Consider the following 26,660-nt stretch of genomic DNA (forward strand, 5'->3'; position numbering starts at 1 on the left):
CGAGACCATGAGCGCCCGACCCGACGAGGACATCGACGGCTTCTTCACGACCGCCCGCACGGCGGGCCGTGACGAGGTGGTCGAGCTCACCGACGAGAGCTACCGCACCTTCCTGCCCGACCTCGACGACCCCAAGCTCGCCGAGGTCCGCGGGATGACCTACGAGGAGTTCGCCCAGGACCGCTACCAGGCGCCCTTCCTGCGCGACCTCCTCACCCACTGGGACGGTCTCTACCGGGAGCCGTTCGTCGGGATCACCTCCGACGGCACGGTGCGCGAGGGGCTCTACGCCCTGCCGGGCGCCGCGCCGTCGGACTCCGTGAAGGAGCCCCGCGAGGCGGCCGGCCGCTTCCTCGCCATGCTCACCCCCGGTGAACTCGACGCGGTGCGCCACGACATCGACGCACCCGAGTGGCGGGCGTGGAGCAACCCCGAGTTCATGGTCTACCGGGTGGGACTGAGGCTGGAGGTGCTCACCGACGACAAGAAGTCGGCGATCCACGACGTCCTGCGCGCCTCGCTGAGCGCCGACGGCTACTCCCAGGTCTCGGGCGCGATGGAACTCAACGGCCATCTCGGCGAACTGGTCGGCCTGCCCACGGTCATGAACAGGCACAGCTACTGGTTCTCGGTCTTCGGCGACCCCGTGGCGGGCGTGCAGGGCGAGCCGTGGGGCTGGCAGCTCTTCGGCCACCACGTGGGCCTCAACTTCGTGTCCGTGGGGGGCCGGCACGTCATCGCGCCGGTCTTTCTCGGAGCCGAGCCCGCGCTCACGGACGACGAGGAAAGCGCTCGCGAACCGCTGTTCGCGGAGCGCGAGCGGCTCGCCCTGAAGCTCGCCGGTTCCCTGACGGCGGCCCAGCGCGCCCAGGCCGTCGTCTACCGGTCCGTCCTGGACCCGGCGATGCCGGAGGGACGGCTGCACCCCGCCGACGAACGGCACGTCGCGGGGGCGTTCCGCGACAACAGGGTGATCCCGTACGAGGGGATCGCGGCGGGCGGACTCGACGACGTCCAGCGCGGCCTGCTCCGCCGCGTCGTCGCCGACTACCTGCACCTGCTCGTCGACGAGCAGCGCGAACTCGCCCTCGCGGAGTACGACGCGCACGTCGAGGAAACGTGGTTCAGCTGGTACGGCGCGACGGATGGCTCACAGCCGTTCTACTTCCGGATACACAGCCCGGTGCTGATCGCCGAGTTCGACGACCACGCGGGGGTGTGGCTGAACAACAAGCTGCCCGCGCGGTTCCACGTGCACACGGTGCTGCGTCACCCCAACGGCAACGACTACGCCAAGGCTCTCATCGCCCGGTGGCGCGAGCGGGGGGAGTGACCCGTGCCTCGTTCACAACCGCCGCTTGGGCAGGGTGGACTCGTACGCCGTGACCGCCTCGATGGTGTTGATCTCGTGCTGCTTCGCAGCCGCCTCGACGGCCTCGGCCGACGAGCCGGTCTCGATCAGCTGAAGGATGCCCTCGTGCTCGGCGATGGCGGCCTGGGCGCGGCCCGGCGCGTACCAGAAGGCCGACTTGCGGACTATCTCGAGCCGCGCCCACTCATTGTCGACCATGTCGACGAGGCGGCGGTCGGGGCAGCGGCACGCGAGCAATTGGTGGAACTCACGGTTGTGGCGTCCGAAGCGGGCCGCGTCGAAGTCGGCGAGCGCCTCCTTCATCTGCCGGTTGAGCGTGTGAGCCGCCGTCAGGTCGGCCTCGGTCAGGTGGGGCGCCGACAGCGCCGTCGCGTAGCTGCCGAGGCGCGCCACGATGTGCAGACCCCGCTGCCACGCGTCGGTGTCGAAGGTCGCCACCAGCGCGCCGACGTTGGGCACGATCTCCACCCAGCCCTCGGCCTGGAGCCGGCGCAGCGACTCGCGCCACGGTACCGAGCTGATGCCGTGCTCGCGCACCAGCTGGTCGATGACCAGGCGGTGGCCGGGTCCGTAGGTGCCGTCCATGATCCGCTCCTTGAGGATCCGGAAGGCCTGTTCGGTCTTGGTCACCATGACGCGAATCCAACCACAATTCCGTACACGATGCTGGAGTGAGCTCTCCCTTGAACAACGCATCCGTCTCCCCTCTGACCACGACGTTGCGGGCAAAACTCACACTGGCGCCGGTCGCCGGGCTCTCGGCCCAGCTACGACGCAAGGGACTGGAGGGCGTCTTCATCGACGGCGTCCACCCCCTGGTAGCTGGGCATAAGTTTGTCGGCACCGCCCGGACGCTGCGCTTCGTCCCCTTCCGCGAGGATCTCTTCGCGAGCCACGGCAGCGGCTACAACGCGCAAAAGCGCACCTTCGACACTGTCCAGCAGGGCGAGGTCCTCGTCATCGAGGCGCGCGGCGAGAAGGGGTCGGCCACGCTCGGCGACGTCCTTGCGATCCGTGCCCGCGCCCGTGGAGCCGCGGCCGTCGTGACCGACGGCGGCGTGCGCGACGCCGAGGCCGTCGCCGCCGTCGGCATCCCCGTCTTCACGGCGGGCCCGCACCCCGCCGTGCTCGGCCGTAAGCACGTGCCCTGGGACGCCGACCTGACCATCGCGTGCGGCGGCGCCACCGTGCAGCCCGGCGACATCCTCGTCGGCGACGCCGACGGCGTCATCGTGATCCCGCCGGGGATCGCGGAGGAGATCGCCGACGCTGCGATCACCCAGGAGGAGGAGGACGGCTGGATCGCCCGGCAGATCGCCGCCGGGCACCCCGTCCAGGGACTCTTCCCGATGAACGCCGAGTGGCGGGCGAGGTACGAGACCGACCGCGCCGCCCAGGCGGACACCGTGCGGGCGGCCCCGTGACTCCGACCAGGTCCGCGGGGGCCACGAGCACGTCGCAGGCCACGAGCAAGTCGCAGGCCGCCTACGAGTGGATCCGCGAGCGGATCACCTCGGGGTCCTTCAGTCCCGGCTACCGCCTCGTCCTGTCGACGCTGGCCACCCAGCTCGGCATGAGCGCGGTGCCGGTCCGAGAGGCGATCAACCGCCTCACGGCCGAGGGCCTGGTGACCTTGGAGCGCAATGTGGGGGCGCGCGTCGCCATGGTCGACCCGGACCGCTACATCCACGCGATGGAGGTCATCACCGTGCTCGAGAGCGCGGCGACGGCGCTCGCGACCCCGCACCTCACCCGGCAGGACCTGGCGCGCGCCCGGGAGCTCAACGCGGTGATGCGCAGCGGGCTCACCGACTTCGACTCCCGCCTCTTCAGCGCGCTCAACCAGGAGTTCCACCACGCCCTTTACGAGAAGTGCCCCAACCCCCGGCTCCTCGAGGCCGTCGAGGTGGAGTGGTCCCGGCTGGGCCACATGCGCGACTCGATCTTCGGACTTGTCCCCCGCCGGCCCCAGGAGTCCGTGTGCGAGCACGACGACCTGATCGACCTCATCGAGGGGGACGGGACCTTCGACCAGATCGAGAAGGCCGTGCGCCGGCACCGCACCCGCTCCCTCGACGCCTTCCGCATCCACAAGACGCACGGCGCCCACGGCCCCCACCGCAGCGACCGCGTCGACCAAGGAGCCTGACGATGCTTCCCGACCAGACCCTCGCCGACCTCGCAGCCGAGCTCGAGCGCGCACACGCCGATCGCGCCGTGCTGCCACGCATCACTGCCCGGTACCCCGAGGCGACGGTCGAGGACTCGTACGCCATCCAGGGGCTCTGGCGTGACCGGCGGATCGCGGCCGGCCGCCGCCTCGTCGGCCGCAAGATCGGTCTGACGTCCAAGGCGATGCAGGCGGCGACGGGCATCTCCGAGCCGGACTACGGTGTGATGTTCGACGACACCGTCCGGGAGAGCGGCGCGGTCGTGCCGTTCGACGAGTTCTCCAACGTCCGTATCGAGGTCGAGCTCGCCTTCCTGCTCAAGGCGCCGCTGGAGGGACCCCACTGCACGATCTTCGACGTGCTCCGCGCGACGGAATACGTCGTCCCGGCGCTGGAGATCCTCGACTCGCGCCTGGAACTCGAAGGACGCACGATCGTCGACACCATCGCCGACAACGCCGCCTACGGTGGCCTGGTGCTCGGCGGAACCCCCGTCGCACCCGACGCGGTCGACCTGCGTTGGATCTCCGCGCTGCTCTACCGCAACGAGACGATCGAGGAGACCGGCGTCGCCGCCGGCGTGCTCAACCACCCCGCCACGGGAGTCGCGTGGCTCGCCAACAAACTCCACCAGCACGGCACCGGCCTCGGCGTCGGCGAGCTGATCCTGGCCGGATCCTTCACCCGGCCCATGTGGGTGTCGCGCGGCGACTCGGTGCTCTGCGACTACGGAACGATGGGAACGATCTCGTGCAGCTTCCGGTGAATCTCCCGGCGACCTTCCGCGAGGCGCTCGTCAACTCCAACCGCCCTCTGATCGGTATGTGGGTGTGCAGCGGCAGCCCGCTCATCGCCGAGATCTGCGCGGGCAGCGGCCTCGACTGGCTGCTGATCGACATGGAGCACGGGCCCAACCAGCTCGAGTCGGTGCTCGCACAGCTCCAGGCGGTCGCCGCCTACCCAGTCAGCCCGCTCGTCCGTGCGCCGGGCCTGCTGCCGGTCATGATCAAACAGATCCTCGACCTCGGCGCCCAGAACATCCTGTTGCCGATGGTCGACACTCCGGAACAGGCCGAGGCGGCCGTGCGGGCGGTGCGCTACCCGCCGCGCGGCAACCGCGGGATCGGATCGGCTCTCGCGCGGTCGGCCCGGTGGAGCCGCGTCGACGACTACCTCGTCAACGCCGACGACCACGTCTCGCTCTTCGTCCAGATCGAGTCCATCACCGGCGTCGGGAACGCTGCCGAGATCGCGGCGGTCGACGGTGTCGACGGTGTCTTCGTCGGCCCGTCCGACCTCGCCGCGTCGATGGGCCTGATCGGCCGGCAGACCCACCCCGACGTGGTGGCCGCGGTCGGGCGCGCCTTCGAGGCCGTCCGAGGCGCCGGCAAGCCCGTCGGTGTCAACGCCTTCGACCCGGCTGTCGCATCGGCCTACATCCAGCAGGGCGCCTCTTTCGTCCTCGTTGGCGCCGACGTCGCCACGCTCGCCCGAGGCTCCGAAACCCTGGCCGAGCAGTTCGTCGGCCCGCCCGTCCCGGGCCGCGCAGAGAAGTGAAGGAGTATTTCTTGTCCCTCCCCCCGAACCCCGACCGTCCCCGAGGCCAAGGCCGTCCCGGGGGCCCACGCCGCCAGCCGCCGCGCAAGGTCGAGGTCGTTGAAGTCAAGCCACTGACGCCTCGCATGGTGGCGGTGGTGTTCGCCGGCGAGTCCCTCGCCGGCTTCGCCGAGCCCGCCCCAACGGCGCACATAAAGCTCTTCCTGCCCGACACCGACGGCCACGTCGCGCGGCCGGTGGCCGGCCTGAACGGGCGCCTGGAATGGCCCGACGGCCGACCGACGATGCGGACGTACACGCCCCGACGCTTCGACGCCGAGGCCGGCACCCTCGAGGTCTGGTTCGTCCTGCACGGGGACGGCCCTGCCGCGCGGTGGGCCGCGCAGGCCAAGCCCGGCTGCCGCGCCGCCATCGGCGGCCCGGGCGGCCGCTTCTCCGTCGACCCTACGGCGGCCTCGTGGTGGATCGGCGGCGACGAAAGCGCCCTGCCCGCGATCGCCACGCTCATCGAAGCGCTGCCGGACGACGTCACCGGTCAGGTGCACCTGGAGGTCGAGGACGCCGATGCCCGCATCGGCATGCCGACCCATGCCGGTATCGAGGTGACCTGGCACGACCGGGCGGGCGAGCCAGGCGCCGCCCTCGTCGACGCACTCCGCCAGGCCGGCCTCGGGGACGAGACGCACGTCTGGGTCGCCTGCGAGGCATCGGCGGCCCGCAAGGCCCGGTCGTACATCCTCGAGGACCGGATGCTGCCGCGCCCGCAGGTAACCACGCGTGGCTACTGGCGCGTGGGCGAGGCCAACCACCCCGATCACGACTTCGGCGAGGACTGAGGATGTGCCCGTCGTATGCCGGCAAGTGAAACCCTCCGGCCTCGCCCGCTACGTCGTCCTCACATGCACCGGCGAACACACGCTCATCACCCCAGACTTCGGAGCAGATCGCCCTCCAGCTCACCGGCCACGTCCTGGGGCAGCCCCGTTCGGGCACTGCCCTCAGCGCCGTCGCTTCCGAGGTCCGACGCCGCGCCGAACAGCTGCCCAAGGACAGCGCCCCTCGAACACTCGCGGACGTCGTCCTGCGGTACTGGGAGACCGCCCCCTCGGTGCCGGCGGCGCGCCCCGGGCTGCGATTGCTGACCCAGACCCGGGGAGCCGTCCAGGCCCCGAGACCGGCCGCCTCAGCCGACCAAGAGCACAAAAGCGCTGGGTTCCTGTTTGAGTACCTACGGCATCCAGTGCTGTGACCGAATGGGTTAGCCGGGTTGGAGGCCGGAGCGATTGGGTAGGCAGGGGCGTCCATCACGGGAACCGGGAACAGCCAGGTCACCGTGTATCGATGGACCGTTTCGGACCGGTGTGTTTCACACCTGGGTGGGATCGGACGGATCGGGCTGCCCGGTCGGGCCAGTCTCACCGGGGGCATAGTGGATCGTGCCGCTGTCCCCGATGGTGAGGGCGGTGCCGCGTACCTCACCATTGAATGTGTACACGTGCCCGGGCTGATGGGTGCGGACCAGTACGTCGCGCAGCGCCCGGGCTGTGGGTGCGAGGTGCGGGATGACCGCGGCGATGAAGCTCGCACTCACGAACGCTGCGGCCAGTTCCCCGACGAACCCCAAGGCGGAGAACACCCGCGGGACGGTGAATAGTAGGAAGGACAGCGAGAAGAAGGCGGGCATGTGCTCCCGGTCGTCCTTCATACGGGCGGCCGACCGCTCGCGCAGGTCGACGTCCCCCAGCGGGTTGTGCGGGAGGACCTCCCAGTTGTTGGAGTCCCGGCCGGAGGCGAGCAGCCGAAAGGTCACGCGCTGCCCGCGCTCCAGATGGCCTATGGCGAAGGCTGCTTCCCGGCGGCTCTGTTCGAGGTCCGGGCGCCGCTGCACGCCCCACTCGGCCTCGTGGGTGGAGGTCGCTGCGGCGTCGAGGACCTCGCTGCCGTCGGCGAACCGGAACCGCAGCTGCTGCTGCTGGACAACGCGGTTCCCGGTGTTCTCCACGGTGAACGCGACGGAGCTGAGGTCCTCGACGTATCTGCCGTCGTAGGTGAGCCCAAGCCGGGGCCGCACCTGGTCGTCGGCGGAGACGATGGCCGTCCGCGTCTCGGCGTCGTAGGAGAGCCGCTTGGTCGGCTCGCGGCGGGCCTTCACGTACTCGATCACCATCGTGCCGAGCACGCCGACGAGCCCGCCCGCGAGGGCGATGATCAGGTCCCGCTGGAAATCGGTCAGCGCTGCCTCTGCGGCCCAGTTCACCCTCGCCCCCCGTCGATCACTGAGGAGTCACCTTAGCCGTGGAGGACGCTGGTACACAGGCGGAATCCGGTGCCCGGGGACAGTTCCGTCGCACACCCGCACAGGCTCGGCCACCACATCTATGGCCGCTCACGCAGACGCTCGGCTGGGAGGCCCCAGCCGAGCGTCTGCATGAACTGCCTGCGGCCTGATCAACACGACCACGTGGTGCGAGACCCCTGATCAGACCGCGGCCGTGCGGGTCTTGATGGTGAGGGCGGCGGCGGTCATCATGAGCGCGCCGAAGAGCGCGGCGCAGGCATACATCGTGAAGCCGACGTCGGCGTTGCCCGCCTCGATGAGGGCGCCTCCGATCCACGGGCCGAAGATGGCGCCGAAGCGGCCCATGCCGGAGACCCAGCCGAGAGCGGTGGGACGGTCCTCGTCGTTGTGGTGCGTGCCGACCGTCGCGTAGACCATGGTCTGGCCGGAGAAGAGCAGCAGCCCGGCGAAGAAGACCACCGCGTACAGGACGCCGACCGACATCTTGACGCCCATGAGGTAGACGAAGACGGCGGTCAGGAGGAACCAGGCGATGACGACCTTGCGCGGGCCGATGCGGTCGGCGGTGCGGCCGGCGATGAGCATGCCGCAGATGCCGCCGACATTCAGGAACGTCGAGAAGAGCAGTGAGTCGCCGGTGTCGTAACCGAGGTCGATCATGATCTTCGGCAGCCACTGGCCGACTCCGTAGACCAGGAGCAGACCAGCGAAGGAGGTCAGCCAGAAGCACAGAGTGGTGGACCACTGGCCGTGCCGGAACAAGTTCTTCAGCGCGTCCAGTTTGTCGCCGCGGTTCGCCTTCGGCTCGGCCAGTTCGATGTCGTAGTCGGCGGCGAGCAGCTCGGCGTGGGCGCGACGGCCGCGGGTAAGCAGGTTGGTGGGCGACTCGGGCAGCAGCTTGAAGGCGACCGGGAGCAGGATCAGGGCGGGCAGCGCGGAGGCGATGAACGCTGCTCGCCAACCGTAGTCGTCGACCAGCCAGAGAGCCATCAGCGGGGCCAGGGCGCCACCGGTCTGGTGGGCGGTCATGATGACGCCGGTGGCGAGGGCACGGCGGCCGCGCGAGGTGAACTCCATGCCGTACGAGATCGCGATCGGCAGCAGCGCGCCGAGGCCGAAGCCGCACACGAAGCGGAAGAAGCCGAACTGCCCCGAGGACTGGGACCAGCCGGTGCCCAGCGTGGCGAGAGTGAAGATCACGACGCTGGTGAAGACGGTGACGCGGCGGCCGATCCAGTTCGAGGCCATGCCGGACAGGATCGTGCCGAGCAGCATGCCGAAGTTGGTGTAACTGCCGATCGTGCCGGCGACGTCGGGGGTGAGGCCGAGGCCGTGGCCGCCGAGCATCTTCGGAAGGACGGAGCCGTAGATGAACGTGTCGATGCCGTCGAGGAGGACGAGTCCCCAGCACAGGGCGATGACGGCGGTGCGGCTACGGGCGGTCGCTGTCCCGGTCGCCGGGGCGAGCGGGGAGGTCGCGGAGGAGGACATCGTTGTTTCCTCTCGTGCGGGACGTCAGGGCGGGCCCTGGTCCCTGGCTGCAAGGGCAATGAGGCCGGTGCGGCTCGCGCGGCCGGTGGGGAGGACGGACGAAGCTTGCCTCTGAGCTGCGGGCTCCGTGCGGGGAGGAGCCTCGAGCTCGCTGTGGCGTAGACGTTAAGAAGCCACAGACGTTACGTCAACACTTTTGTTAACAATCTAAGCGACAGTTTGGCCCCGGGGGAACGGCTGGCTGTTCCCCCGGGGCCCGAATGATTGATCAGGTCAGCGCTGCACGGGTGGGGTGCCGTGCAGGTGGAAGGACTCGATGGTCTGCAGGCCCCATGCCTGTCCCTTCTTGCGCTCTTCCTCCGTCCAGGTGATGAGCGGCCAGTCGGGGGCGAGGACGAGGCGGGTGAGCGGGTTGCACAGCTCGATGCGGTTGCCGCCAGGTTCGTAGACGTAAAGGAAGAACGTCTGCTGAATGGCGTGCTTGTGCGGTCCTGTCTCGATGAAGACGCCGGTATCCATGGCGAGATCTGCGGCTCGCAGGATGTCCTCGCGGGTGTCGGTGGCGAAGGCGAGGTGGTGCAGGCGGCCCTGGCTGCCGGTCCAGTCGGACGTATAGACGACGTCGTAGGACTTGTCGGTGTACGTCAGCCAGCGTGCTGCGATCTTGCCGGAGTCGAGCCGGATCTGCTCGGTGGGGCGGGCGCCGAGGAGCTGTTCCTGCCACTCGGCGTTGGCGAGCACGTCGGCGGCGAGAAAGTTGATGTGGTCCAGGCGGCGGACGCCGACGCCGCGGTTGGGTTTGGCCTGCGGCTGGTTCTTTAGAGAGGGTCTGAGCGCTGGGGGAGTCTGGTAATACTCGCTCTCCCAGTACAGGGCGTGTTCGTGGCCGTCGGGGTCGGTGGTGGTGTAGAGCCGGCCGAGACCGGGCTCGTCCTCGGCCCACTCTCCCGTGCCGCCCGCCGCCTCGATGGCCCGCACCCGGCGCAGGAGCGCTTCCTCGCTGGAGGTGCGCAGGGCCAGGCGCCCGAGGCCGGGCTGGTCACGGGCGGTGAGGACGAGGCTGTGGTGCTCGTAGTCGTCGAAAGTCCGCAAGTAGACGGTGTCACCGTCCTGTCCGTTGACGGTCAGGCCCAGAAAGTCGGTGAAGAAGGCGAGGGAGGCGTCCAGGTCCGGAGTGAACAGCTGGGCGTGGCCGACGTGGGCGATGTCGCCGAGAGGCGGGGTCATGAGCGACCTCCTGTGGGTGGTACGGGGAAGACAGTGCCGTCGAAGATCTTGCGGGCTGTGCGGACGACGGCGGCGCGACGGGCCCTCAGGCCCCCCTCCGGGGCGCGATCGATACTGCTCTCGATGTCTGTGAACCCGCTGGGATGCTCGATACGGAGCCGGTCGCCCTCTTCGGGGAGGGCCGCGATGCCGTGCGCGACGCTTCCCTTGACCCGGAGTCCCGCCGCCACGCTAGCGGCACCCAGGACGCCGATGGAGGTGTGGACGCGGGCCGGGATGAAGGTGCGGGTGGAGACGGCGCCGCCGTGGCGGGGCGGCGAGAGGAGGGTGAGTTTGGGGACGGTGGTGTCGGTGACGTCACCCAGCCCCATCAGCTGTCCGGCTGACAGCCGTATCCGGTGGAGCCGGGCGGTCAGCTCCCGGTTTGCCTCCAGGTCCCTCGGATCCTCCTGACCAGTGGCATCGAGGGCCCCGGCTGGGATCAGAACGGTCGGCATGCCGTTGTCGACCCACGTGACCTCGACGCCGACGACCGTGTCGCGGACTTTCCCGGTGGGAAGCAACACGCCCTTGCCCCGCGGGAACTCGATGACGACGGCGGCGGCACTCCCGGGAACACCGGAGATTTCCGTGTCGCCCCTGTAGTCGACGCGGCCGTCAGGGGTCGGGAACGTCGCCATGGCGAAGTCACCGGAGTTCACCATGCGGATGCGCACGGATGTCTCGCTGCTCCCTGCTCGTACAAGTCCGCGCTCGACGGCGAACGGGCCGACCCCGGCGAGCAGGTTGCCGCAGTTCTGGCGGTCGGAGACCTCGGTTTCCTCCACGGCGACCTGCAGGAAGAGGTAGTCGACGTCGGCCTCGGGGTCGGCCGACGGGGACACCACGGCAACCTTGCTCGTGAGCGGGTGGGCGCCGCCGAGGCCGTCGATCTGACGCGGGTCCGGGCTGCCCATGACCCGCAGCAACAGCTCGTCGCGAGCGGTCTTCTCGGTGGGCAGGTCGTCGGCCAGGAAGTAGGCGCCCTTGGAGGTGCCGCCGCGCATCAGCATGCAGCGGACCTCCGCGGGGTCGCTCACGACCCGACCTCCTCGTACGCGCGGTAGGTCACCCCGAGCCGGGTGAGCGTCTCCCGCAGCCCGTAGCGGTCCAGGCCCAGTTGCCCCTCCCGGAAGGCGGCGCGGGCCCCGGCCTCCTTCTCCTCGCGGGCCTCGGACGCCTCGGCGGTGTCGCGGGCGCGCTCGCGCGGGACGACCACCACGCCGTCGTCGTCGGCGACGATCACATCACCGGGGCGAATCACCTGGCCGCCGATCACGATCGGTACGTTCACACTGCCGCCGGTCGCCTTGACCGTGCCCTGCGGGCTGACGGCGGCGGACCAGGCGGGGAAGCCCATGGCGCGCAGTTCGGCGGTGTCACGGATACCGGTGTTCAGGACGACGCCACGCACCCCGCGATGGGCGAGGGCGGTGGCGAACAGCTCGCCGAACAGACCGTCCACGGACGGCGAGCTGGTAGTGACCACGAGGATGTCGCCCTCGCCGCACTGTTCGACCGCCGCGTGGATCATGAGGTTGTCGCCGGGCCAGCACAGCGCCGTGACAGCGGTGCCCGCGACCCGTACACCTTGCTGGATCGGACGCAGATGCGTGCCGAGGAAGCCGGTGCGGCCCATGGCCTCGCCGACGGTGGCCGTTCCGTAGCCGGCGAGCGCCTCGACGTGCTCCGCCTCGGCCTTGAGCGGGTTGGTGACGATCATGCCGGGCATCAGGCGAGTTCCTTCGCGATCTGCGGGTAGGGCCGCATGTACGCCTCGGCCATGGTCTTGTGGGCGAGACCCAGGTTGGGGCCGGCGTTGCGCTTGAGCTGCACGCCGCGACGGACGGCGAGGTCGGTGTAGTAGTCCCACAGGTGCTGCTGGGCGCTGAGGCACTCCATGGCCTTGCGCTTGGTCTCCCACACCTCGGTGATGTCGAGGAGGACCTCGGGCTTGAAGCCGCTCATCTCGGGCTGGTGCGGCTCGAAGTAGAACACCGGCGGCGCGCCGATGATCTCGCCCTCGCCCGGGTAGCCGATGGCCTGGGCGAGCACGCGGGCCTCCAAGGCCATGCGGTTGGCGGCCGGGTGGTCGCCGTTGTACGGGTCCTCGGCCGGGTGCGTGAGCACGACGTCTGGCTGCGTCTCACGGTAGACGGCGACGAGCTGGTCGGTCAGCTCGGCCGTGGCGACGAGCGGGTAATCCCCGGCGTCGAAGAAGCGGATCTCGGCGCCGAGCATCGCGGCAGCGCGCTCGGCCTCCTCACGGCGGATCGCCTTGATCTCGTCGAGCTTCTTCCCCTCCCGCCATGCCTTCGCCGACTCGCCGCGCTCGCCGAAGGTCAGACAGGCGATGGTGACCTTCTCGCCGCGCGACGCGGCCAGGGCGATGGCGCCGCCCGCCCGCCATACGAAGTCCCCGGCGTGTGCGGTGACGACGAGTGTCGAACGGGGCGGGGTGGCGGCGGGTGCGCCGTTGCCGTCGGTCATGCTGTATCTCCTTGGTGACAGGTGCCGCTCCCGCCCCGTAAGCGTGTTTCAGTCGGCGCGCAGGGCGTCGATCACGCTGCTGAGGTGGGCGCGAACGGCCGTCTCGGCCGCTTGCGGATCCCTGGCCTTGATCGCCTCGATCACGGCCAGGTGCTCACTCAGGGACTGCTGCGGACGGCCCGGCCGCAGCGCCAACTGAAATCGATGACGCACCAGTTGAGCGTTGAGCCGCTCCAGGAGGCCGACGGCCGTGTGCTGGCCGGAGGCGTCCCGGATCAGGGCGTGGAGGTCATGGTTGAGTTCGGAGTAGGTGACCGGATCGCCGTCTGCGACCGCCTTGGACATGGCCTTGCCCAGATCGGTCAGCGCGTCGAGTTGCGCGTCGGTGGCCTCAGACGCGGCCTTGGTCGCGCACAGCCCTTCGAGCACCATCCGGCACTCCGTGATCTCCACGGCCTCCTCTACCGTCACGACTCGCACCCGCGATCCACGGTTGAGGATCCGCTCGACCAGCCCCTCGGAGGTCAGATCGAGCAGTGCGGCGCGCATGCTGGCACGCGTGACGCCGTAGCTCTCGGCGAGCTCGTTCTCCACCAGCCGCTGAGCCGGCGCCATCTCGCCCTGCAGGATCGCCTTCCTGAGCCGCTCCAGCGCGTACTGCTTGGCCTGCTCTCCGGAGCCTGGACGGGCTTCCTTCGGCATCTGCCCTCCCTGAGTGAGTGCCTGTCGACGCTAAATCTAGGCGAACATAATTGTCAACGATTCTGTTCTCATTTTGTGGCCCCGGCTGCCCGAGGCCCGCCTCCGCGGCCACTGCCGCCATACGACGATCAAGCACGTACTCGTCGTCTCCGTCGGCGCCCTCGGTGCAGCCGACGCCACGCTCGGGGCCACCCACGGCCTGGCCGATAATTGTTCGCGATAGTGCTAGCCATATTGTTAACAAACTTGTAGCGTGCGTCACGCCTTGGCCCTGAGGCATCCGCGAAGCACTTGGTGCTCGACGAGGGGAGACCCATGCAGAGGTTGACTGCGCCCTGCGGACGAGACGCACTCGCCCAACAAGCGAGCGTGCGGGCAGAGCGCCCCCTGACCCGCAGGCGCCTCCTGAGAGGCATGGCGCTCGCGGGTTCCCTCGCCCTCACGTCCCTCGCAGTACCGGCCTCCAGCGCAGTGGCCGCCTCCGCGCAAAGCCGTAGCAATGCCGCGGACCCCCAAGACGCGGCGCTCGCCTTCGACTCCTCCGGCTATACGACGATCACCGTCACCGTCGACGGCCGTCCGATGGACGTGCGCTGGTACAAGGAGCTCTGCTACGTTGCGAACCCGGTCGCCGCGGCGGCGCAGCAGCCCGGTGGTCCGGGCGGGGGCAGCACCACGATCCCCAACACCGCCTGCGGCTACCAGAGCATGAACGTGTTCGTCCCCGAGAGCGCCTTTGGCGACCAGCGGGCGCCCATCTACTTCGCCGTGAACAACGGTGGCTGGATGGCCAGTTACCTACGGGCGAGCGTGACCGCAGGCGCCTCCTACGCGAGCGCGACGAGCAACGTCGGCGCCGCCCTGAAGGCGGGTTACGTCTTCGTCGACGTGGCCAACCGCAGCCGTGGACTGGTCGGTGCCGACGGCTCGTTCCCCGGCAAGGCACCCGCGGCCGTCACCGACGCCAAGGCCGCCGTGCGCTACCTGCGTCTCAACGACACCGCGATGCCCGGCAGCGCGGAGCGGATCGTCGTCAACGGCACCAGCGGCGGTGGAGCGCTGGCGTCGATCCTGGGCGCTTCCGGCAACAGCGGGGAGTACACCCCGTACCTCGCCGCGATCGGCGCCGCCGGCATCGACGCCAAGGGGCGCAGCACCCTGCGCGACGACGTCTTCGCGGTCAACGCCTACTGCCCGATCACCGACCTCGGCAATGCCGACTCGGCCTACGAGTGGCTCTACAACCTCCTCGACACCCGCGACACCACCGGGCAGAACGCCTCACCCGAGGGAGCCGCGGAGATGGCGGCCCGGTTCGCGGAGTACGAGAAGAGCCTCGGCCTGCGCGGCCCCGACGGCTCCCGGCTCACCGCGGCGACCATGCTCGACACCATTGAGCAGGAGGTCGTCCGCTCCGCCGAGACCTACCTGGAGGCCGACCCCGCCCACACCCTCCCGCCGCTGGGCGGCACGTTCCAGGTCACGACAGGGGGCACAACCAAGTCGTACGCCAACGACTGGATCGATGTCGACACCGCCACCCGCACGGTGCGCTCCGTCGACATGGCGAAGTATCTCGCCTTCGTCGCCACCCAGGCCGCGCTCAAGACGACCCCTGCCTTCGACGCCGTGGGCGTCGACGGAAACATCACCAGCCGTACCGAGACCAACCTCTTCGGCCCGCCGACGCAGAGCTACATGAACTACACCGAGTTCAGCTGGAACCATAACGACGTCGCCGGTGACGGCAGCGGTCTCGACGACACCGGGCTGACCTGGAAGCAGTACACCGCGCAGAAGAGCACCACCGTCGATGACCAGGTCCACCTGATCAACCCCATGGACTTCATCAGCACGAGCGCCGACACGGCTCCGAACTGGTACGTCCGTCACGGCACCCGTGACCGCGACACCGCATTCACAGTCTCGGTCAACCTCGACCGGGCGCTCGCCGGCGACCGGCAGGTCAAGGACCTCAACTACCAGCTCGCCTGGAACCAGCCGCACGCCGGCAACTACGACGTACCCGAGGCGATGGCCTGGATCGCGGACGTCGTCCGCAAGGCCGACAACCCGTCTGCCTCTCGGCGCTAGGCGTGTCCGGGGAGTCAGGGCAGTCAGAGCAGGTGGACAAGTAGTCCTTATCGGCGACGACGCGCTCGGGCCGGGTCCTGGGCTGGCCGTGCCCGCACCGCTCGATGCGGAGTCATTCGCCCGGGTCCTGCAACCCCCGTTCAAGGGTGCCCGTGGTTCCTACCAGTTGAGGGCTGCGTGGCGGAGGGTGTCGCGGACGCGGACGACGTCGGGGTTGGCTTCGGCGCCGGGGCGCTGGACGAGGAAGAGGGTGTTGAGCGGTGGTTCGTCGGGGTCGTGGAGGAGGGTGAGGGTGCCGACGGCGAGGTGGTCCTTGTACAAGGAGCGGGGCAGGACGCTGTAGCCGGAGCCGGCGGCGACCGCGGAGAGGACGGCGTACAGGTTGGGCACGGTGACGGCGGCCTGGGTTGTGAGCTGCTTGCCGAGGACGAGGCGCCAGTAGCGGCGCACGATGGGCAAGTCTTCCGCGTAGGTGACGAGCGGGATGTCCTTGAGCGCGCTGCAGATGCTGTCGGGCGCTGAGCCGTCCGTCTGCGTGACCCAGTGGGGCGCCGCGACGAGCAGGTACTCCTCGTCGGCCAGGGGTGCGGAGGGCAGGGCGCGGCCCCGCGGCCGCCGGGTCGTGATCACCAGGTCGTGCCGGCCGGCCCGCAGCTCTTCGACGAGTGGTTCGGTCAGGCCGGTGTCGACGCGGAGCTGCACTCCGGCGGTGACGAGCGGGGCGAGTGCGGGCAGCGCCCGGGTGCTCGCCAGGGCGAAGCTGAAAAATCGGATGAACGAAGGGCTCGGGATCACCCACCGAGTCCGGCAACACATCGACCACGCCCACCCCCCTACCGACCTCTGAGTCAGTCATGCTCCGGCCGGACGATCCGAAGATCCACAGATCTACCACAGCTTTATGCTTTGTGTAACCGATCAATCACGAGTGGTGGGCCCGCGCCCCGCCCTCCCCTCGACAGACCTCCGAGAGAGGGCCTGGCCCATGGCTTGGGATCGCCTCTGTCAACTGGCGCAGACCCGAAGCCGGCTAGCAGCGCTCGGGTCGGCAACTGTTACGTGGCGCTGCCAGTTGAGTGGCCAGGGGCGGTCCCAGTCCGGGTCGATCGCGGCCAGCTGCTTCGCGCGTACGGCGGCCCGTTCCGGGTCCTTGCCGAGGCCGCCCTTGCGGCGCAGGTTGGCCATGTGCTGCCCGATGGGCACCCACGCCTGGCCCTCGCCCCACACCGCGTCCTGACGTGGCGCGAGGTGCCCCATGGCCCGCCGGTAGGACCGCAACGCGGCGAGCTTGGTCTCCCACGCCTCCTCACCCGGCTCCCAGACCATCCCGGCCTCCAGTGTAAGTTTGCTCTCGCACCCCGTTCCGGTCGGCGGTGAGGAGGGTGCCGGGCCGCACCTCGGCCATGCCGCGCCACACGGCGTGGCCCGGAGTGCGGATCCAGGAGAAGGCCTCGCGCAGGCCCGTCAGGTCGACGGTGCGCGGGACCTCGGGGTGGGCGAGGATCGCCTTAGGCTCGGAGCCAAACAGGACGTCGTCGCCGAGGCGGTAGTGGTAAAGCGGCTTGACGCCGAGCCGGTCGCGGACGAGGAGCAACCGCTCGGCACGCCCGTCCCAGATCGCGAACGCGTAGATCCCGTTGAGGCGTTCGACGAAAGCGTCGCCCCACTCGACGTAGGAGCGGAGGACGACCTCGGTGTCACTGGTGGTGGTGAAGTCATGACCTCGGCGGCGCAGTTCGTCGCGCAGCTCGCGGAAGTTATAGAGCTCGCTGCTGTAGGTGCGCGCGACGTCACCGTCGGCCGTGCCGACGACCATGGGCTGCACGCCGCCTTCCAGGTCGATGACAGCGAGCCTGCGGTGTCCGAGCGCCACCCGAGGGCGCAGCCACACGCCCTCAGCGTCGGGCCCGCGCAGGGCCATCGCGTCGGTCATGGCCTCGGCGGTCACACGCTCGTGGACGAGGTCGCGGACGGGCGAGTACCAGCCTGCTATCCCGCACATGTCGGCTATTCCTTGGAGGCGTTGGACGCCGGCTCGAAGTTGAAGGAGCGGATGAAGCAGTCTCTCGGCTGGTTCACGGCGAACATCACGCAGTCGAGCAGCGACTGGGAGGTTAGGTCCGATCCGGCCCGGCGGTCGGTGGTCTCCCACTCGGGGCTCAGCGGGTCGACGTTGTTGAAGTCCGGCGGGTACAACGAGATCACACGGACGCCCTCCTGACGCAGCCGCTGGGACAGGATCTCGGCGAAGTTCGCCTGGGCGCCCTTGGCGGCGTAGAAGGCGGGGTTGCCGGTGCAGGCGTCGCTGCGGCCGGAAGCCGCCATGGAGATCATGTTGACGATGTCGGGGCGCTCCGAGGCACGCAGCAGGGGCAGGAAGTGCTTGACCATCAGGACGGTGCCCGCGCCGCCGGACGCGATGGTCGCCATGATGTCGTCGTCGGTGGCGTCGCCGAGGTCGAAGCCCGTCAGCCACTTGGCGCCATTGTTGAGCAGGATATCGATCCGGTCGGTGAGCTTGCCGACCTCTTCGGCGAACGCGCGGACCGAGGCGGGGTCGGCGATGTCGCAGGCGAAGGCGTGGACCTTGTCGTAACCGAGCGCGATGATCTCGTCGCGGGTCGCCTGCGCCTGCTCCAGGGAGCGGGCGGACAGGTAGACCTCGGCGCCCAGTTCAGCGAAGCGGATGGCGAGGGTCCGGCCGAAGTCGCGGGCCGCTCCGGTGACGACAACGCGTATGTTCTTCATCAGTGGTGTTCCTCAGTTCACGGTAAGCCCGGTCGCGTCGCCTTCGGCCGGCAACGGGTGGAGTAGATACTCGACGGCGTTCCTGGCCCACTCGTCGGCGGTCGGGTAGGTGTGGTGCTCATCGGGCAGGCTGCCCCGCAGACCAATGACCCAGCCGAAGGCATCGGAAGAAGCGGGCACCTTCAGTCACCACCCGTTGGCGAAGCGCGCTCACAGGCTGCCCGAATCACCTGCATGGACCTTGGCGACCACCTGATCGAGCAGCTGCGGCAGTCGGTCAAGGTTGGCCCGTGTGGATGCGTGGACGGGCACGGCCTCGTGCTCCGTCGCCAGTTCGGCGGGACTGTGAACCTCGACCTGGTTCGCACCGGTGTGAAGCCGCAAGACGTCGCCGATGATCACCTCTCCGATGCCGATCCCACGCATCGAGCGGATGTCCCAGCCGTCTTCCACACGGTCGATTCCGTTGTCCATGCCGCAAGACTACGGACCCCGGCTGCCACACTGCCGCACAAGATCGCGTTACGAGTTGTAAAGGGCCAATGCAGACCAGCTGAACCCATGTGTCCCCGGCAGAAGGGCACCCCTATCACCGGCGGGTTCACCGTGTCGGTGCCTTGAAAATTGGCGAACCCGCTGGTTTCCGAATACGACCGCAGCACGGTGCTTGAGGGCTTGGTCACCAAGCGGCAGTTACGGGAGATGGGCCTGAGACCCGGCGGCAACGAGGACCCGGTCGTCATCCTGCGGTGCAGGCTGTGCGTGACCCGCCCGCAGTGGTCCTGCCGTCACCCCACCCGCGGCTTCCTGCTCCCCGTCGACCTGGCGGTGCCCAAGCGGGTGCCGACGCTCGGTCGTCCTACGCCGTGGACTACAAAGCCTCAATGCACGTTGTGCCCATGATCGGGGGCGGCATCGCCGCCCTCGCGGGCGCCGTGCTCGCAGTGCGCAACCGCAAGGAGTGACGGTCCGGCCGCCCCGGTCAGGCACGCGCACCCACTGTGAGTCCCCAGCCTATGCGAGAGGGCCACCCGACCCGTCGCCTGCAACAAGCTGGTCCCGAGCCGAACCGACATGGCGTCAGGATGCGCTCCACGCACGCAGCTGACGGCCAATCAGGCCGACCCCCAACGCGCCCGAAGCAGCGTCCCGCACCAAGGAGACCGCCTCCTTCGGCGGATACTCGAGCAGGCACCCGTTCAGAGCCAGGTACGCCTGCGCCGAGTGCCAGGCAAAGGCTTCGTTGGAGTGCTCCAGACAGGGCAGCCGCGCCAACGTCTGCAGCAGCGCGGCCGCCCGGAGATACAAGGACCCGTAGATGTCCCGCTCCAACGCCCGGGCATTGACCCGGGCCACAGCCGCATAGAGCGGGCCATAGTCGTCCACCTGAGGATCACCAGGCAGCAGCTCGGCCGCATGCAGCAGGAAGGACACATCAAGAGGGTGAAGCGGATCTCTCTCGGTCACGCCGCGTGACCCCGCTCCTGCTGCTCCTCAAGATCACGCCGCGCCTGCAGCTCCGCAGAGCGCTGCTCCCTGCTGGGATCGGCAGTGCCGGCCTGCTCCGCGAACGCGTCGCCGCTGTGGACCATCGATGCCCTGAACGCGTCGAGGAAGCGCTCTTCCACGGCAGTGGCACGGGCGTAGGCGGCCGAGAGGATGTACTCCTGCAGGCTGACACCCTCCTGCTTCGCGGCGGCCTCGATCGCGGCGCGCTGGCCCGGATCGGGAAAACGCAGATTCATGGCTTTGGTATGAGACATGGTACCGATGGTACCGCCGATATCACGGCCCGGCCATATCCAGGCCTCCGGACCCCGGGTATGGCATCAGATGCTCACGACAGAAATAATCCGAATCGACAAGCAAGCCCAGGCTGGCACTCTTGTGACGCCGGAGCTGGGGTCGGCGTCGACGTCGCCCGCGAAAGTGCCGGACGCTGGTGCCACCCGGCGCGTTGGCACCGGATGCGCCCGGACCTGTCTCCCGCCGACACCCCGACCCTCGAGCCCGGTCCGACCGGCTGAGCGACCGGTGCCCCGGCACGCCGGGCGTGGCGCCTCGCCCCGCTCATTGCCCCGGTACCCGCCCGCCGTGCTGCACTGCCGGTAGTCCTGGCCCAGCACGCACAGGGACCATCCGGCCTCGCCCAGCTCCTCGGCGAACGCCGCATCCCCGTTCGCCCGCCCGTAGACCTGGTGCAGCGTGACCCCGACGCGCCTGCGCTGCTCGGCGGTGAAAGCCTCGTCAGTCAGGGCCCGCCGGCGCTCCAGACTCTCGGCGCCATGGGCGGACACACACGCGGCGCACCGACAGCCGACCCGGTACAGGGTCGCCGGGCGAACTTCTCGTGGTCGCACTGCACGCGCACGGGCCGCTGGGCTGCGCAGAGCAGATGCTTGCCGGTCCATACGTGCTGGCGGCCCCGACGAGAGTGTGGGCGCGCAGCTTGCTGCCCGGCAGGAGGCTGTGGGTCACCATGCCACCGGCGCTGGTGGACGCCATGCCTCCTGCCGGGCGGCGATCCACGGACCGTGTAGACCCCCTCGGGATCGACTGGTCGGCGTAGGGGGCCAGGGGGTGGGGCTGTGTGGTTATCCGGGACAACTCGGTCGCCTTTGGAGTCGCCCCCGCAGGCATGGGGAGCACTTCCCGGTGGGGAAGGTCTGCACATCCTTGAAGGACCCACCCCCGCGTCGGCGGGGACAACAGCGCGTACGACCTACGCGACTGAATGATCACCCGTCCATCTCTACTCTCGCGGAGAGCCGCACTACCGGGGTCCCCACACGCTTCCCGCCGGCGCGCGTCGTCCGGCTCGGAGAACCTGCTCGTCTGGCTGAGCTATACAGCCCGGCATGAGCATCGTCGACACGTCCATAGCCGCGGCCTCAGCAGCGCTGAGCGGTGCTGCCGCTTACGGCGCATGGAAGGCCTCCCGCGAGGCGAACAGGGCGGCCTGGAACGCGAACGAGACGGCGGCCGCCGTCGCACAGATCGAACGGGACCGCTGGCACAAGGAACTGACGCCCCAGCTGCGAATCAAGCTCCCGGCTAACACCCACCTGGCCACCGGGCTGAAACGGTACGAGGCCGAGCACGACTGGCTCACCACCGTCCGCCTCCCGCCCTACGCACCTGACCTCAATCCCGTCGAGGCAGTCTGGTCGCTGGTACGCAGGGCGATGGCCAACACCGCCTTCGACACCTCCGACAACCTCGGCCGAACTCTTCGCCGCGAGTTACGCAGGATCCAGCTCCGACCCCACCTGGTCGACGGCTGCCTCACCGCCACAGGTCTGGCTATCACCCCACCGACCCTGCCCTGAGAACTTCAGTAGCTCCATTACTGATGGCCGACCGCTGTAGGTCACCCTCTCAATCTGGCCTCGAGCTGTGTAAGTCCACCGCACATGACCATTTGAGCCCCGCCGACAGCCGCGGAGGCGTCCTCGTCGATGACGAACTGCGGCTCATGCCGCCCGTCGTCGACGACGAACCGATCGTGATTCAGCACGACTTGAGGTCTCTTCAGTGAGGAAGTCCCGCGGGCTGCACTCGGCCGCCTCCGGCGGTGGAACGGATGGCGGGGGCAGGCTCTGCGGAGTCAGGGCAGTTCGCAGCCGTACCGTTCCAGGACCTCGCGTGTGCCGCGGTCCTGCGGCCGCAGCGGGTGTGTCCCGCCGTCCTCGGCCGGGCCGAGCTGCAGCTATCGGGAGTGGTGACCCAGCACGTTGACCACCCGTCCGCTGGGGTCACGCACGAAGAACCGCCGCACGCCCCACTCCTCGTCCTGCAACGGGTGGACGATCTCCGCGCCGCTTGCCCGCATGACCGCGTAAGCCGCATCCACGTCGTCCACCTCGATACTCATGTCGGGGGCGACGGGCGCGGTCTTGTCGGCGGTCATGACACTGATCTGCGCTGCCGGGCTGGACGGGGTTGCGAGCGTCATGATCCAACCATGGTTCATGACCTCCTCGAAGCCCAGCAGGCCGTAGAACTCCCGGCTCTCCTGCGCGGCCTCCGACTGGATGTTGGGCACGACACGGCGAACGGCCATCGACGACTCCAAACGAGAACCAAGGTGTCTCCGTCTCCCCAGGAGTACTACGACACGTCCACCACCGCAGGCGTTTTCGGTACACGCCCTGTCGGGACGCTCCCGCCGGGCGGGCGGAAGCAGACCGGCGCCTGGTGTTTCCACCGCCCCGCTTCAGAAGACGTGGAAGAGCTGGAGCAGCATCAAGGCGACGAACTACATGGCCAGCTGAGCAACCAGGCAGACGGTCACGATCCCGACTTCCGATCCCAGCGTCTCCAGTTCACCCGTGATGCGCGCCCGCGCCGGATTCCTGGGGTCGTAGGCCACCATGACATCCTCGCCGGGCGCGGCATACAGCCTGCGGTATCCACGGGTCTTCTTCGAGTAGGAGCCATGACCGGCGACCCGGTAGCGATAGCTGGTGAATCCCGAGATGCAGTAAGGAGACGACTGCCCAGACACCCCAGTGCATGCGTTTCCCTCGCGGCCCGGAGGTGTTCGGGGGTACCGAGGGCCGCCGCCGCCAGCTCGGCGGAGAGAGCGGGCTCACCCGGGGTGGACGCCACGGCGGCGGCCGGTGCCGGGGTCTGGGGCAGGTCGTCCTCGGTCAGCTTGCCGGACCGGATGAGGACGTCCCGGACCGGGACGCCCAGGGCGCGCGCGAGGCCCGGCATGGTGTCCAGGTCGGGCATGCTCTGCCGTTGCAGCAGGCGGGTGATAGCCGCCCGGTGCACACCGGCGTCCTCGGCCAGCTTGGTCTGTCTCGTCGGAGCCACCGTGCCAGGTGATGGTGCCAGCTCGCACTGACATATCTGCCGGCGCGGCCCCACAGGGACAGGTCACCGCTCGCGTCGGTCGGGGCCGGGCCTGGCGCCGGGACGGCAGTGTCCGGGCTGCCGACCGGATCGCGATGTCGTGCGCGCGGTCAGGACCGGGAGCGGCCGTCGAGCCCACCGCCGCAAGGGGACGGATCGCTTGCGCGGGGGCGGGCTGTGACGTCCCCTCGCGTCAGGGCGTGTGCCGGGTCCATGCCTCCAGTTCACCGAAGGCCGTGACGAACGACGGCAGCATGGGCTTGAGCGTCTGCGGGGCGATGGGGACCAGCCCGTCGGTGTGGGTACCGCCGGCGACGAGGACGTAGCGGTGCAGGGGCGAGCGTCCGGCGTCGGCGACCATGCGGTGATACACGTCGCCGAAGGCGGACGGCGGGGTGAGGACGTCCAGGGTGCCCTGGACGCTGACCAGGGGCCGCCGGATGCGCCCGCTCAGCGCGATCCGGTCCACGGCCCTGTGGACCCGGGCGGGGCGGGAGGCGAAGTCGTAGTCGGTGTCGCAGCCCGCGCCGGTCCCGGCCGGGCAGAACGGGGTCCCCGCCTGCGCGGCGCCGTCGTACCCGGGGTCGACCTCCTCGCGGATCACCCGCTGCAGGAAGTCCCACTGGGTGCGGTAGTGGTAGTCCCACAGCGCCTCCGAGCCCGCGGGATAGCCGGCCGCGAGCATCTCGGCGTGCGCGCCCGACTCCCCCGCCCGATAGCGGGGGTAGGCGCGCAGCGCGGGCGGGAGGGTGGTGAGCAGGCTGCCGTTCCGGGTGAAGACGAGGGCGTTCCAGTCGATGCCGCCGGTGTACAGCTGCGGGTAGTGCTCGAGCTGCCAGCGGACCAGGTACCCGCCCGCGGATAGCCCGGCGGCGTACGTGGTGCGCGGGGCGTGGCCGTAGTACCCGGCGGCGGCCCGCTGGGCCGCCCTGGTCAGCTCCGCGAAGCGGCGGTGCCACTCCAGGATCGCGTCACCGGGGCGCTCACCGTCCCGGTAGATCTCGGAGCCGGTGTTGCCCTTGTCGGTGGCGGCGTAGGCGTAGCCCTTGGCGAGCACCTGGTCGCTGATGATGCGGTCGTTGGCGTACTGCTCGCGCACCCCCGGCGGGCCGGCGACGACCAGGCCGCCGTTCCAGTGCCGGGGCAGCCGGACGACGAACTGGCTGTCGTGGTCCCAGCCGTGGTTGGTGTTGGTGGTGGAGGTGTCCGGGAAGTAGCCGTCGACCTGTACCCCGGGCACTCCGGACGGGGTGACGGTGCCCGGCGCCTCGAGGCCGGCCCAGTCGGCGGGGTCGGTGTGGCCGGTCGGCACGGTCCCCGTGGTGGTCAGGTCGGCCAGGCAGGCGGAGACCGTGTGGGCGGCTCCCGGGACGTGCACGTCGGCGCAGCCGACGGGGACCGGGGTGGTGTGGCGGGCGGTCGCCGCACGGGGCACCGCCGCGTCGGCGGTCGCCGCCGGAGCGGCGAGGCAGGTGGTGAGCAGCAGCGGGACGACAGCGAGACGGCGGAGCACGCCGTTCTCCTCTCGTTGGGTGACGGGACGCCGCCGAATCTAGGAAGCGCGGGTCAGTGGCGGTAAGTGCGGGACGGCCAGTGCGCGATGGCCGAAGGGCACATGACCTGTGGCCAGGATGTGGGACGGCGGCTTCCGGTCCGGTGTCCGCTGCGTAGGCTGCGCACGGTGGAAGTGGGGAGACGCGTGAGCCCGTAGGGAGGCCCGATGACGCGACCGGTGCCCTGGATACCTTCCGTCCTGTACGGCGCCGTGCTGTTCGGGGGTGTCTACTACGCCGCGATCGGGCCAGGGCTTGAGGTGCGGGCAGTCGGGTTCGCGGGTCTGCTCTGCGCGCTGACGGTTCTGGACGCACGCGAGTGGCCGGTCGCGCCGGGGGTCGTGTTCGCGCTGAGGACGGTGCTGCTGGGCGCGGTGGCGGCGCTCGACCCGTCCGGCCTGTCCCGGGTGCTCTTCGTGCTCCTGCCGTTCCTGGCGTTCTTCGTCTACGGGCGCACGGTGTCCGTTGTGCTCGGCGCCGGCTGCGTGGCTGCCCTGGCGGGGGTTTTCACCCTCCGGGTTCCGCACTGGGAGGTCCGGGCCGAGTACATCTCCGACCTGCTGATGTTCGCCCTCGGGGTGGTCCTGGCCATCGCCATGGCCGCAGTGGCCGTCCGCGAGCAGCAGGCCCGCGCCCGCCTGGAGGGCACGCTCGCCCAGGTGGCGGAGTTGTCCGCGGCGCGTGAGCGCAACCGGCTGGCCCGCGACATCCATGACAGCCTCGGCCACCATCTGACCGCGATCGGCATTCAGCTGGAGAAGGCGGAGGCCTTCGCCTCGCTCGATGCGGCCGGTTCCGCGCAGGCCGTGGCCCACGCCCGGTGGTCGGCGAACCGGGCCCTGGACGAAGTGCGCGCCTCGGTGCGGGCGCTCGGCCCCGAAGCCGACTCCGAGTCCGCCGGCCTCGGGCGTGCGCTCACCGACCTGGTGCACCACCTGGACGGCGGTTGCGGCCGGATCACCCTGAAGATGTCCGGCACCGAACGCCGGCCGCTGCTGGTGCTCTACCGGGCGGCGCAGGAAGGACTGACCAACGCCTGCCGGCACTCCGGGGCCACGCAGGTCCATGTGGACGTCGCCTACGAGGAGCGCGGGGCCGTGCTGCGCGTGGCAGACAACGGGAGCGGGCTCGGCACTGCCGAGGAGGGCTTCGGTCTCGCGGGCCTGCGCGAACGGCTCCGCCTCGTCGGCGGGTCGGTGGACCTGCGCAGTTCAGCGGCCGGCACCGTGCTCACGGTGAGGGTCCCCTGGTGAGCGCGGAGGAGGACACGGCCACGCGGGTGCTCGTCGTCGACGACCAGGAGCTGGTGCGGGAGGGCATCTGCGCGCTGCTCGGGCTTCAGCCGGGCATCGCGGTGGTGGGCAGCGCCGGCGACGGCGCCGAGGCCGTCGAGACGGCGCGGGCCCGCCACCCCGACGTGGTGCTGATGGACGTCCGGATGCCCGGGCTGGACGGCGTGGCCGCTACCGCCCTGCTGCGGCGGGTCCTGCCCGCCTGCAAGGTGGTGATGCTCACGACGTTCGCCGACGACGAGTACGTCACCCGGGCGCTGCGCGCCGGGGCGGTCGGGTACCTGCTCAAGAACCTGCCCGCCGCCGCCCTCGCTCAGGCCGTCCGCCTGGCGCACGCGGGCGTCGCCCAGTTCGACCAGAGCGTCACAGCCGGCCTGATGGCCGGCGTTCCGGCGCCGGAGCTGCTCACCCCGCGCGAGACGGATGTCCTGCGCCTCATCTGCGCGGGCGCCACCAACAAGGAGATCGCTGCCCGTCTCTACCTCAGCGAGGGAACGGTCAAGAACCACATCTCCCGCGTCCTGAGCCGCCTCGGCCTGCGCGACCGCACCCAGGCGGCGTTGTACGCCCGGGAGAACGGGCTGCTGTGATGCACCTTGCTCATCACCTACGGTCGGCGACCTGACGTGGCGTGATAACACCGGCTCTGGCCGCGCTTCCGCGTGACGCCTAGGCGCTGTTTCTCGGATCTCTCTCCCTAGGTGGGGTGTTGGGGGCAGGCTGACTCCATGGGACGCGGAGACCTGACGAATGCGGAGTGGGATC

Annotated in this window: 26 protein-coding genes and 4 pseudogenes; 10 read left to right on the plus strand and 20 right to left on the minus strand. The window is 69.7% G+C overall.

All coding sequences use genetic code 11. The features are described 5' to 3' along the window. Window positions 1-7: 7 nt before the first annotated feature. Window positions 8-1,333 (plus strand): DUF3500 domain-containing protein, encoded by a 1,326-nt coding sequence (locus ACZ6CZ_RS33335; protein WP_469028825.1) that lies wholly within the window; start codon window positions 8-10, stop codon window positions 1,331-1,333. A gap of 12 nt (window positions 1,334-1,345) precedes the next feature. On the opposite strand, the gene ACZ6CZ_RS33340 is transcribed toward ACZ6CZ_RS33335, so the two are convergent. Next, the gene (locus tag ACZ6CZ_RS33340) at window positions 1,346-2,005 is read right to left on the minus strand and encodes a GntR family transcriptional regulator (protein ID WP_469028827.1); all 660 of its coding nucleotides are present in this window, start codon (window positions 2,003-2,005) and stop codon (window positions 1,346-1,348) included. 38 nt (window positions 2,006-2,043) lie between these two features. Between ACZ6CZ_RS33340 and ACZ6CZ_RS33345 the strand changes: the two genes are divergently transcribed. From ACZ6CZ_RS33345 to ACZ6CZ_RS33365, 5 genes are read left to right on the plus strand one after another with little or no spacing between them, the layout of a single operon-like run. Continuing rightward, on the plus strand, window positions 2,044-2,796 hold the full coding sequence (locus ACZ6CZ_RS33345) for an RraA family protein (protein ID WP_469028830.1): 753 nt from the start codon (window positions 2,044-2,046) through the stop codon (window positions 2,794-2,796). Beyond that, window positions 2,793-3,521, plus strand: coding sequence for a GntR family transcriptional regulator (locus tag ACZ6CZ_RS33350; RefSeq protein ID WP_469028832.1), 729 nt, complete (start codon window positions 2,793-2,795; stop codon window positions 3,519-3,521). Before ACZ6CZ_RS33345 ends, ACZ6CZ_RS33350 begins: the two co-directional genes overlap by 4 nt. Window positions 3,522-3,523: 2 nt before the next feature. After that, complete coding sequence (locus tag ACZ6CZ_RS33355; RefSeq protein WP_469028835.1) at window positions 3,524-4,309, plus strand: FAA hydrolase family protein; 786 nt, start codon at window positions 3,524-3,526, stop codon at window positions 4,307-4,309. Beyond that, complete coding sequence (locus ACZ6CZ_RS33360; protein WP_469028837.1) at window positions 4,294-5,100, plus strand: HpcH/HpaI aldolase family protein; 807 nt, start codon at window positions 4,294-4,296, stop codon at window positions 5,098-5,100. The genes ACZ6CZ_RS33355 and ACZ6CZ_RS33360 overlap by 16 nt, the downstream gene beginning before the upstream one ends. After that, window positions 5,097-5,936: a siderophore-interacting protein gene (locus ACZ6CZ_RS33365; RefSeq protein WP_469028840.1), complete on the plus strand. Its 840-nt coding sequence runs from the start codon at window positions 5,097-5,099 to the stop codon at window positions 5,934-5,936. The genes ACZ6CZ_RS33360 and ACZ6CZ_RS33365 overlap by 4 nt, the downstream gene beginning before the upstream one ends. Window positions 5,937-6,466: 530 nt before the next feature. Here ACZ6CZ_RS33365 and ACZ6CZ_RS33370 read toward each other — a convergent pair. The 7 genes from ACZ6CZ_RS33370 to ACZ6CZ_RS33400 all read right to left on the minus strand — a co-directional run bounded on the left by ACZ6CZ_RS33370 (window position 6,467) and on the right by ACZ6CZ_RS33400 (window position 13,348). Then, window positions 6,467-7,357 carry a hypothetical protein gene (locus tag ACZ6CZ_RS33370; RefSeq protein WP_469028842.1) on the minus strand — a complete coding sequence of 297 codons (891 nt, stop codon included), beginning with the start codon at window positions 7,355-7,357 and terminating at the stop codon, window positions 6,467-6,469. Window positions 7,358-7,579: 222 nt separating this feature from the next. Further along, window positions 7,580-8,890: an MFS transporter gene (locus ACZ6CZ_RS33375; protein ID WP_469028844.1), complete on the minus strand. Its 1,311-nt coding sequence runs from the start codon at window positions 8,888-8,890 to the stop codon at window positions 7,580-7,582. A gap of 273 nt (window positions 8,891-9,163) precedes the next feature. Continuing rightward, window positions 9,164-10,117 (minus strand): VOC family protein, encoded by a 954-nt coding sequence (locus ACZ6CZ_RS33380; protein ID WP_469028847.1) that lies wholly within the window; start codon window positions 10,115-10,117, stop codon window positions 9,164-9,166. Next, window positions 10,114-11,196, minus strand: a complete 1,083-nt coding sequence (locus ACZ6CZ_RS33385) for a 4-oxalomesaconate tautomerase (protein WP_469028850.1) — start codon at window positions 11,194-11,196, stop codon at window positions 10,114-10,116. The genes ACZ6CZ_RS33380 and ACZ6CZ_RS33385 overlap by 4 nt, the downstream gene beginning before the upstream one ends. Next, window positions 11,193-11,888: a 4-carboxy-4-hydroxy-2-oxoadipate aldolase/oxaloacetate decarboxylase gene (locus ACZ6CZ_RS33390; protein ID WP_469028852.1), complete on the minus strand. Its 696-nt coding sequence runs from the start codon at window positions 11,886-11,888 to the stop codon at window positions 11,193-11,195. Before ACZ6CZ_RS33390 ends, ACZ6CZ_RS33385 begins: the two co-directional genes overlap by 4 nt. Beyond that, a complete protein-coding gene (locus ACZ6CZ_RS33395) occupies window positions 11,888-12,646 on the minus strand; it encodes a PIG-L deacetylase family protein (protein ID WP_469028854.1) in 759 nt (252 codons plus the stop codon). Before ACZ6CZ_RS33395 ends, ACZ6CZ_RS33390 begins: the two co-directional genes overlap by 1 nt. A gap of 48 nt (window positions 12,647-12,694) precedes the next feature. Next, window positions 12,695-13,348, minus strand: a complete 654-nt coding sequence (locus ACZ6CZ_RS33400; protein ID WP_469028856.1) for a GntR family transcriptional regulator — start codon at window positions 13,346-13,348, stop codon at window positions 12,695-12,697. Between the two features lie 414 nt (window positions 13,349-13,762). Between ACZ6CZ_RS33400 and ACZ6CZ_RS33405 the strand changes: the two genes are divergently transcribed. Beyond that, the gene (locus ACZ6CZ_RS33405; RefSeq protein WP_469028858.1) at window positions 13,763-15,442 is read left to right on the plus strand and encodes a subtype B tannase; all 1,680 of its coding nucleotides are present in this window, start codon (window positions 13,763-13,765) and stop codon (window positions 15,440-15,442) included. A gap of 159 nt (window positions 15,443-15,601) precedes the next feature. Here ACZ6CZ_RS33405 and ACZ6CZ_RS33410 read toward each other — a convergent pair whose 3' ends face one another. From ACZ6CZ_RS33410 to ACZ6CZ_RS33445, 8 genes and pseudogenes are all read right to left on the minus strand, one after another. Next, window positions 15,602-16,237 (minus strand): substrate-binding domain-containing protein, encoded by a 636-nt coding sequence (locus tag ACZ6CZ_RS33410; RefSeq protein ID WP_469028861.1) that lies wholly within the window; start codon window positions 16,235-16,237, stop codon window positions 15,602-15,604. A 255-nt stretch (window positions 16,238-16,492) separates the two neighbouring features. Then, window positions 16,493-16,777: pseudogene (locus ACZ6CZ_RS33415) on the minus strand (helicase associated domain-containing protein); the annotation flags it as partial. Between the two features lie 4 nt (window positions 16,778-16,781). After that, a pseudogene (locus tag ACZ6CZ_RS33420) lies at window positions 16,782-17,444 on the minus strand (asparagine synthetase B family protein); the annotation flags it as partial. 5 nt (window positions 17,445-17,449) lie between these two features. After that, window positions 17,450-18,190: an SDR family oxidoreductase gene (locus ACZ6CZ_RS33425; protein WP_469028863.1), complete on the minus strand. Its 741-nt coding sequence runs from the start codon at window positions 18,188-18,190 to the stop codon at window positions 17,450-17,452. A gap of 12 nt (window positions 18,191-18,202) precedes the next feature. Next, window positions 18,203-18,370: a hypothetical protein gene (locus ACZ6CZ_RS33430; RefSeq protein ID WP_469028865.1), complete on the minus strand. Its 168-nt coding sequence runs from the start codon at window positions 18,368-18,370 to the stop codon at window positions 18,203-18,205. A gap of 30 nt (window positions 18,371-18,400) precedes the next feature. Further along, window positions 18,401-18,664 (minus strand): DUF6188 family protein, encoded by a 264-nt coding sequence (locus ACZ6CZ_RS33435; protein ID WP_469028868.1) that lies wholly within the window; start codon window positions 18,662-18,664, stop codon window positions 18,401-18,403. A 606-nt stretch (window positions 18,665-19,270) separates the two neighbouring features. After that, window positions 19,271-19,657, minus strand: a complete 387-nt coding sequence (locus tag ACZ6CZ_RS33440) for a fic family toxin-antitoxin system, toxin component (RefSeq protein ID WP_469028871.1) — start codon at window positions 19,655-19,657, stop codon at window positions 19,271-19,273. Then, window positions 19,654-19,953: a type II toxin -antitoxin system TacA 1-like antitoxin gene (locus ACZ6CZ_RS33445; protein ID WP_469028873.1), complete on the minus strand. Its 300-nt coding sequence runs from the start codon at window positions 19,951-19,953 to the stop codon at window positions 19,654-19,656. Before ACZ6CZ_RS33445 ends, ACZ6CZ_RS33440 begins: the two co-directional genes overlap by 4 nt. Before the next feature lie 1,293 nt (window positions 19,954-21,246). Here ACZ6CZ_RS33445 and ACZ6CZ_RS33450 point away from each other — a divergent pair. Next, a pseudogene (locus ACZ6CZ_RS33450) lies at window positions 21,247-21,519 on the plus strand (transposase); the annotation flags it as partial. A 380-nt stretch (window positions 21,520-21,899) separates the two neighbouring features. Here the strand turns inward: ACZ6CZ_RS33450 and ACZ6CZ_RS33455 are convergent. The 4 genes and pseudogenes from ACZ6CZ_RS33455 to ACZ6CZ_RS33470 form a co-directional block, all read right to left on the minus strand. Continuing rightward, window positions 21,900-22,253 (minus strand): VOC family protein, encoded by a 354-nt coding sequence (locus tag ACZ6CZ_RS33455; RefSeq protein WP_469028875.1) that lies wholly within the window; start codon window positions 22,251-22,253, stop codon window positions 21,900-21,902. A 195-nt stretch (window positions 22,254-22,448) separates the two neighbouring features. Next, window positions 22,449-22,697, minus strand: a complete 249-nt coding sequence (locus ACZ6CZ_RS33460) for a DUF3592 domain-containing protein (RefSeq protein WP_469028877.1) — start codon at window positions 22,695-22,697, stop codon at window positions 22,449-22,451. Between the two features lie 20 nt (window positions 22,698-22,717). Then, window positions 22,718-22,996, minus strand: a pseudogene (locus ACZ6CZ_RS33465) (helix-turn-helix domain-containing protein); the annotation flags it as partial. Window positions 22,997-23,243: 247 nt separating this feature from the next. After that, a complete protein-coding gene (locus ACZ6CZ_RS33470; protein ID WP_469028880.1) occupies window positions 23,244-24,563 on the minus strand; it encodes a tannase/feruloyl esterase family alpha/beta hydrolase in 1,320 nt (439 codons plus the stop codon). A 207-nt stretch (window positions 24,564-24,770) separates the two neighbouring features. Here ACZ6CZ_RS33470 and ACZ6CZ_RS33475 point away from each other — a divergent pair, with 207 nt between their 5' ends. Together ACZ6CZ_RS33475 and ACZ6CZ_RS33480 are read left to right on the plus strand one after the other, a co-directional pair. Next, the gene (locus ACZ6CZ_RS33475; RefSeq protein WP_469028883.1) at window positions 24,771-25,856 is read left to right on the plus strand and encodes a sensor histidine kinase; all 1,086 of its coding nucleotides are present in this window, start codon (window positions 24,771-24,773) and stop codon (window positions 25,854-25,856) included. Beyond that, window positions 25,853-26,485: a response regulator transcription factor gene (locus ACZ6CZ_RS33480; protein ID WP_469028886.1), complete on the plus strand. Its 633-nt coding sequence runs from the start codon at window positions 25,853-25,855 to the stop codon at window positions 26,483-26,485. Before ACZ6CZ_RS33475 ends, ACZ6CZ_RS33480 begins: the two co-directional genes overlap by 4 nt. The last annotated feature ends 175 nt before the right edge of the window (window positions 26,486-26,660 follow it).

The organism is Streptomyces sp. NPDC041135, from assembly GCF_055592085.1.

Coding starts and splice junctions, on each gene's coding strand:
- ACZ6CZ_RS33335 (WP_469028825.1), top strand. CDS start 8: ATGAGCGCCCGACCCGACGAGGACATCGACGGCTTCTTCACGACCGCC.
- ACZ6CZ_RS33340 (WP_469028827.1), bottom strand. CDS start 2,005: ATGGTGACCAAGACCGAACAGGCCTTCCGGATCCTCAAGGAGCGGATC.
- ACZ6CZ_RS33355 (WP_469028835.1), top strand. CDS start 3,524: ATGCTTCCCGACCAGACCCTCGCCGACCTCGCAGCCGAGCTCGAGCGC.
- ACZ6CZ_RS33375 (WP_469028844.1), bottom strand. CDS start 8,890: ATGTCCTCCTCCGCGACCTCCCCGCTCGCCCCGGCGACCGGGACAGCG.
- ACZ6CZ_RS33380 (WP_469028847.1), bottom strand. CDS start 10,117: ATGACCCCGCCTCTCGGCGACATCGCCCACGTCGGCCACGCCCAGCTG.
- ACZ6CZ_RS33390 (WP_469028852.1), bottom strand. CDS start 11,888: ATGCCCGGCATGATCGTCACCAACCCGCTCAAGGCCGAGGCGGAGCAC.
- ACZ6CZ_RS33395 (WP_469028854.1), bottom strand. CDS start 12,646: ATGACCGACGGCAACGGCGCACCCGCCGCCACCCCGCCCCGTTCGACA.
- ACZ6CZ_RS33400 (WP_469028856.1), bottom strand. CDS start 13,348: ATGCCGAAGGAAGCCCGTCCAGGCTCCGGAGAGCAGGCCAAGCAGTAC.
- ACZ6CZ_RS33405 (WP_469028858.1), top strand. CDS start 13,763: ATGGCGCTCGCGGGTTCCCTCGCCCTCACGTCCCTCGCAGTACCGGCC.
- ACZ6CZ_RS33425 (WP_469028863.1), bottom strand. CDS start 18,190: ATGAAGAACATACGCGTTGTCGTCACCGGAGCGGCCCGCGACTTCGGC.
- ACZ6CZ_RS33435 (WP_469028868.1), bottom strand. CDS start 18,664: ATGGACAACGGAATCGACCGTGTGGAAGACGGCTGGGACATCCGCTCG.
- ACZ6CZ_RS33445 (WP_469028873.1), bottom strand. CDS start 19,953: ATGTCTCATACCAAAGCCATGAATCTGCGTTTTCCCGATCCGGGCCAG.
- ACZ6CZ_RS33455 (WP_469028875.1), bottom strand. CDS start 22,253: ATGGCCGTTCGCCGTGTCGTGCCCAACATCCAGTCGGAGGCCGCGCAG.
- ACZ6CZ_RS33475 (WP_469028883.1), top strand. CDS start 24,771: ATGACGCGACCGGTGCCCTGGATACCTTCCGTCCTGTACGGCGCCGTG.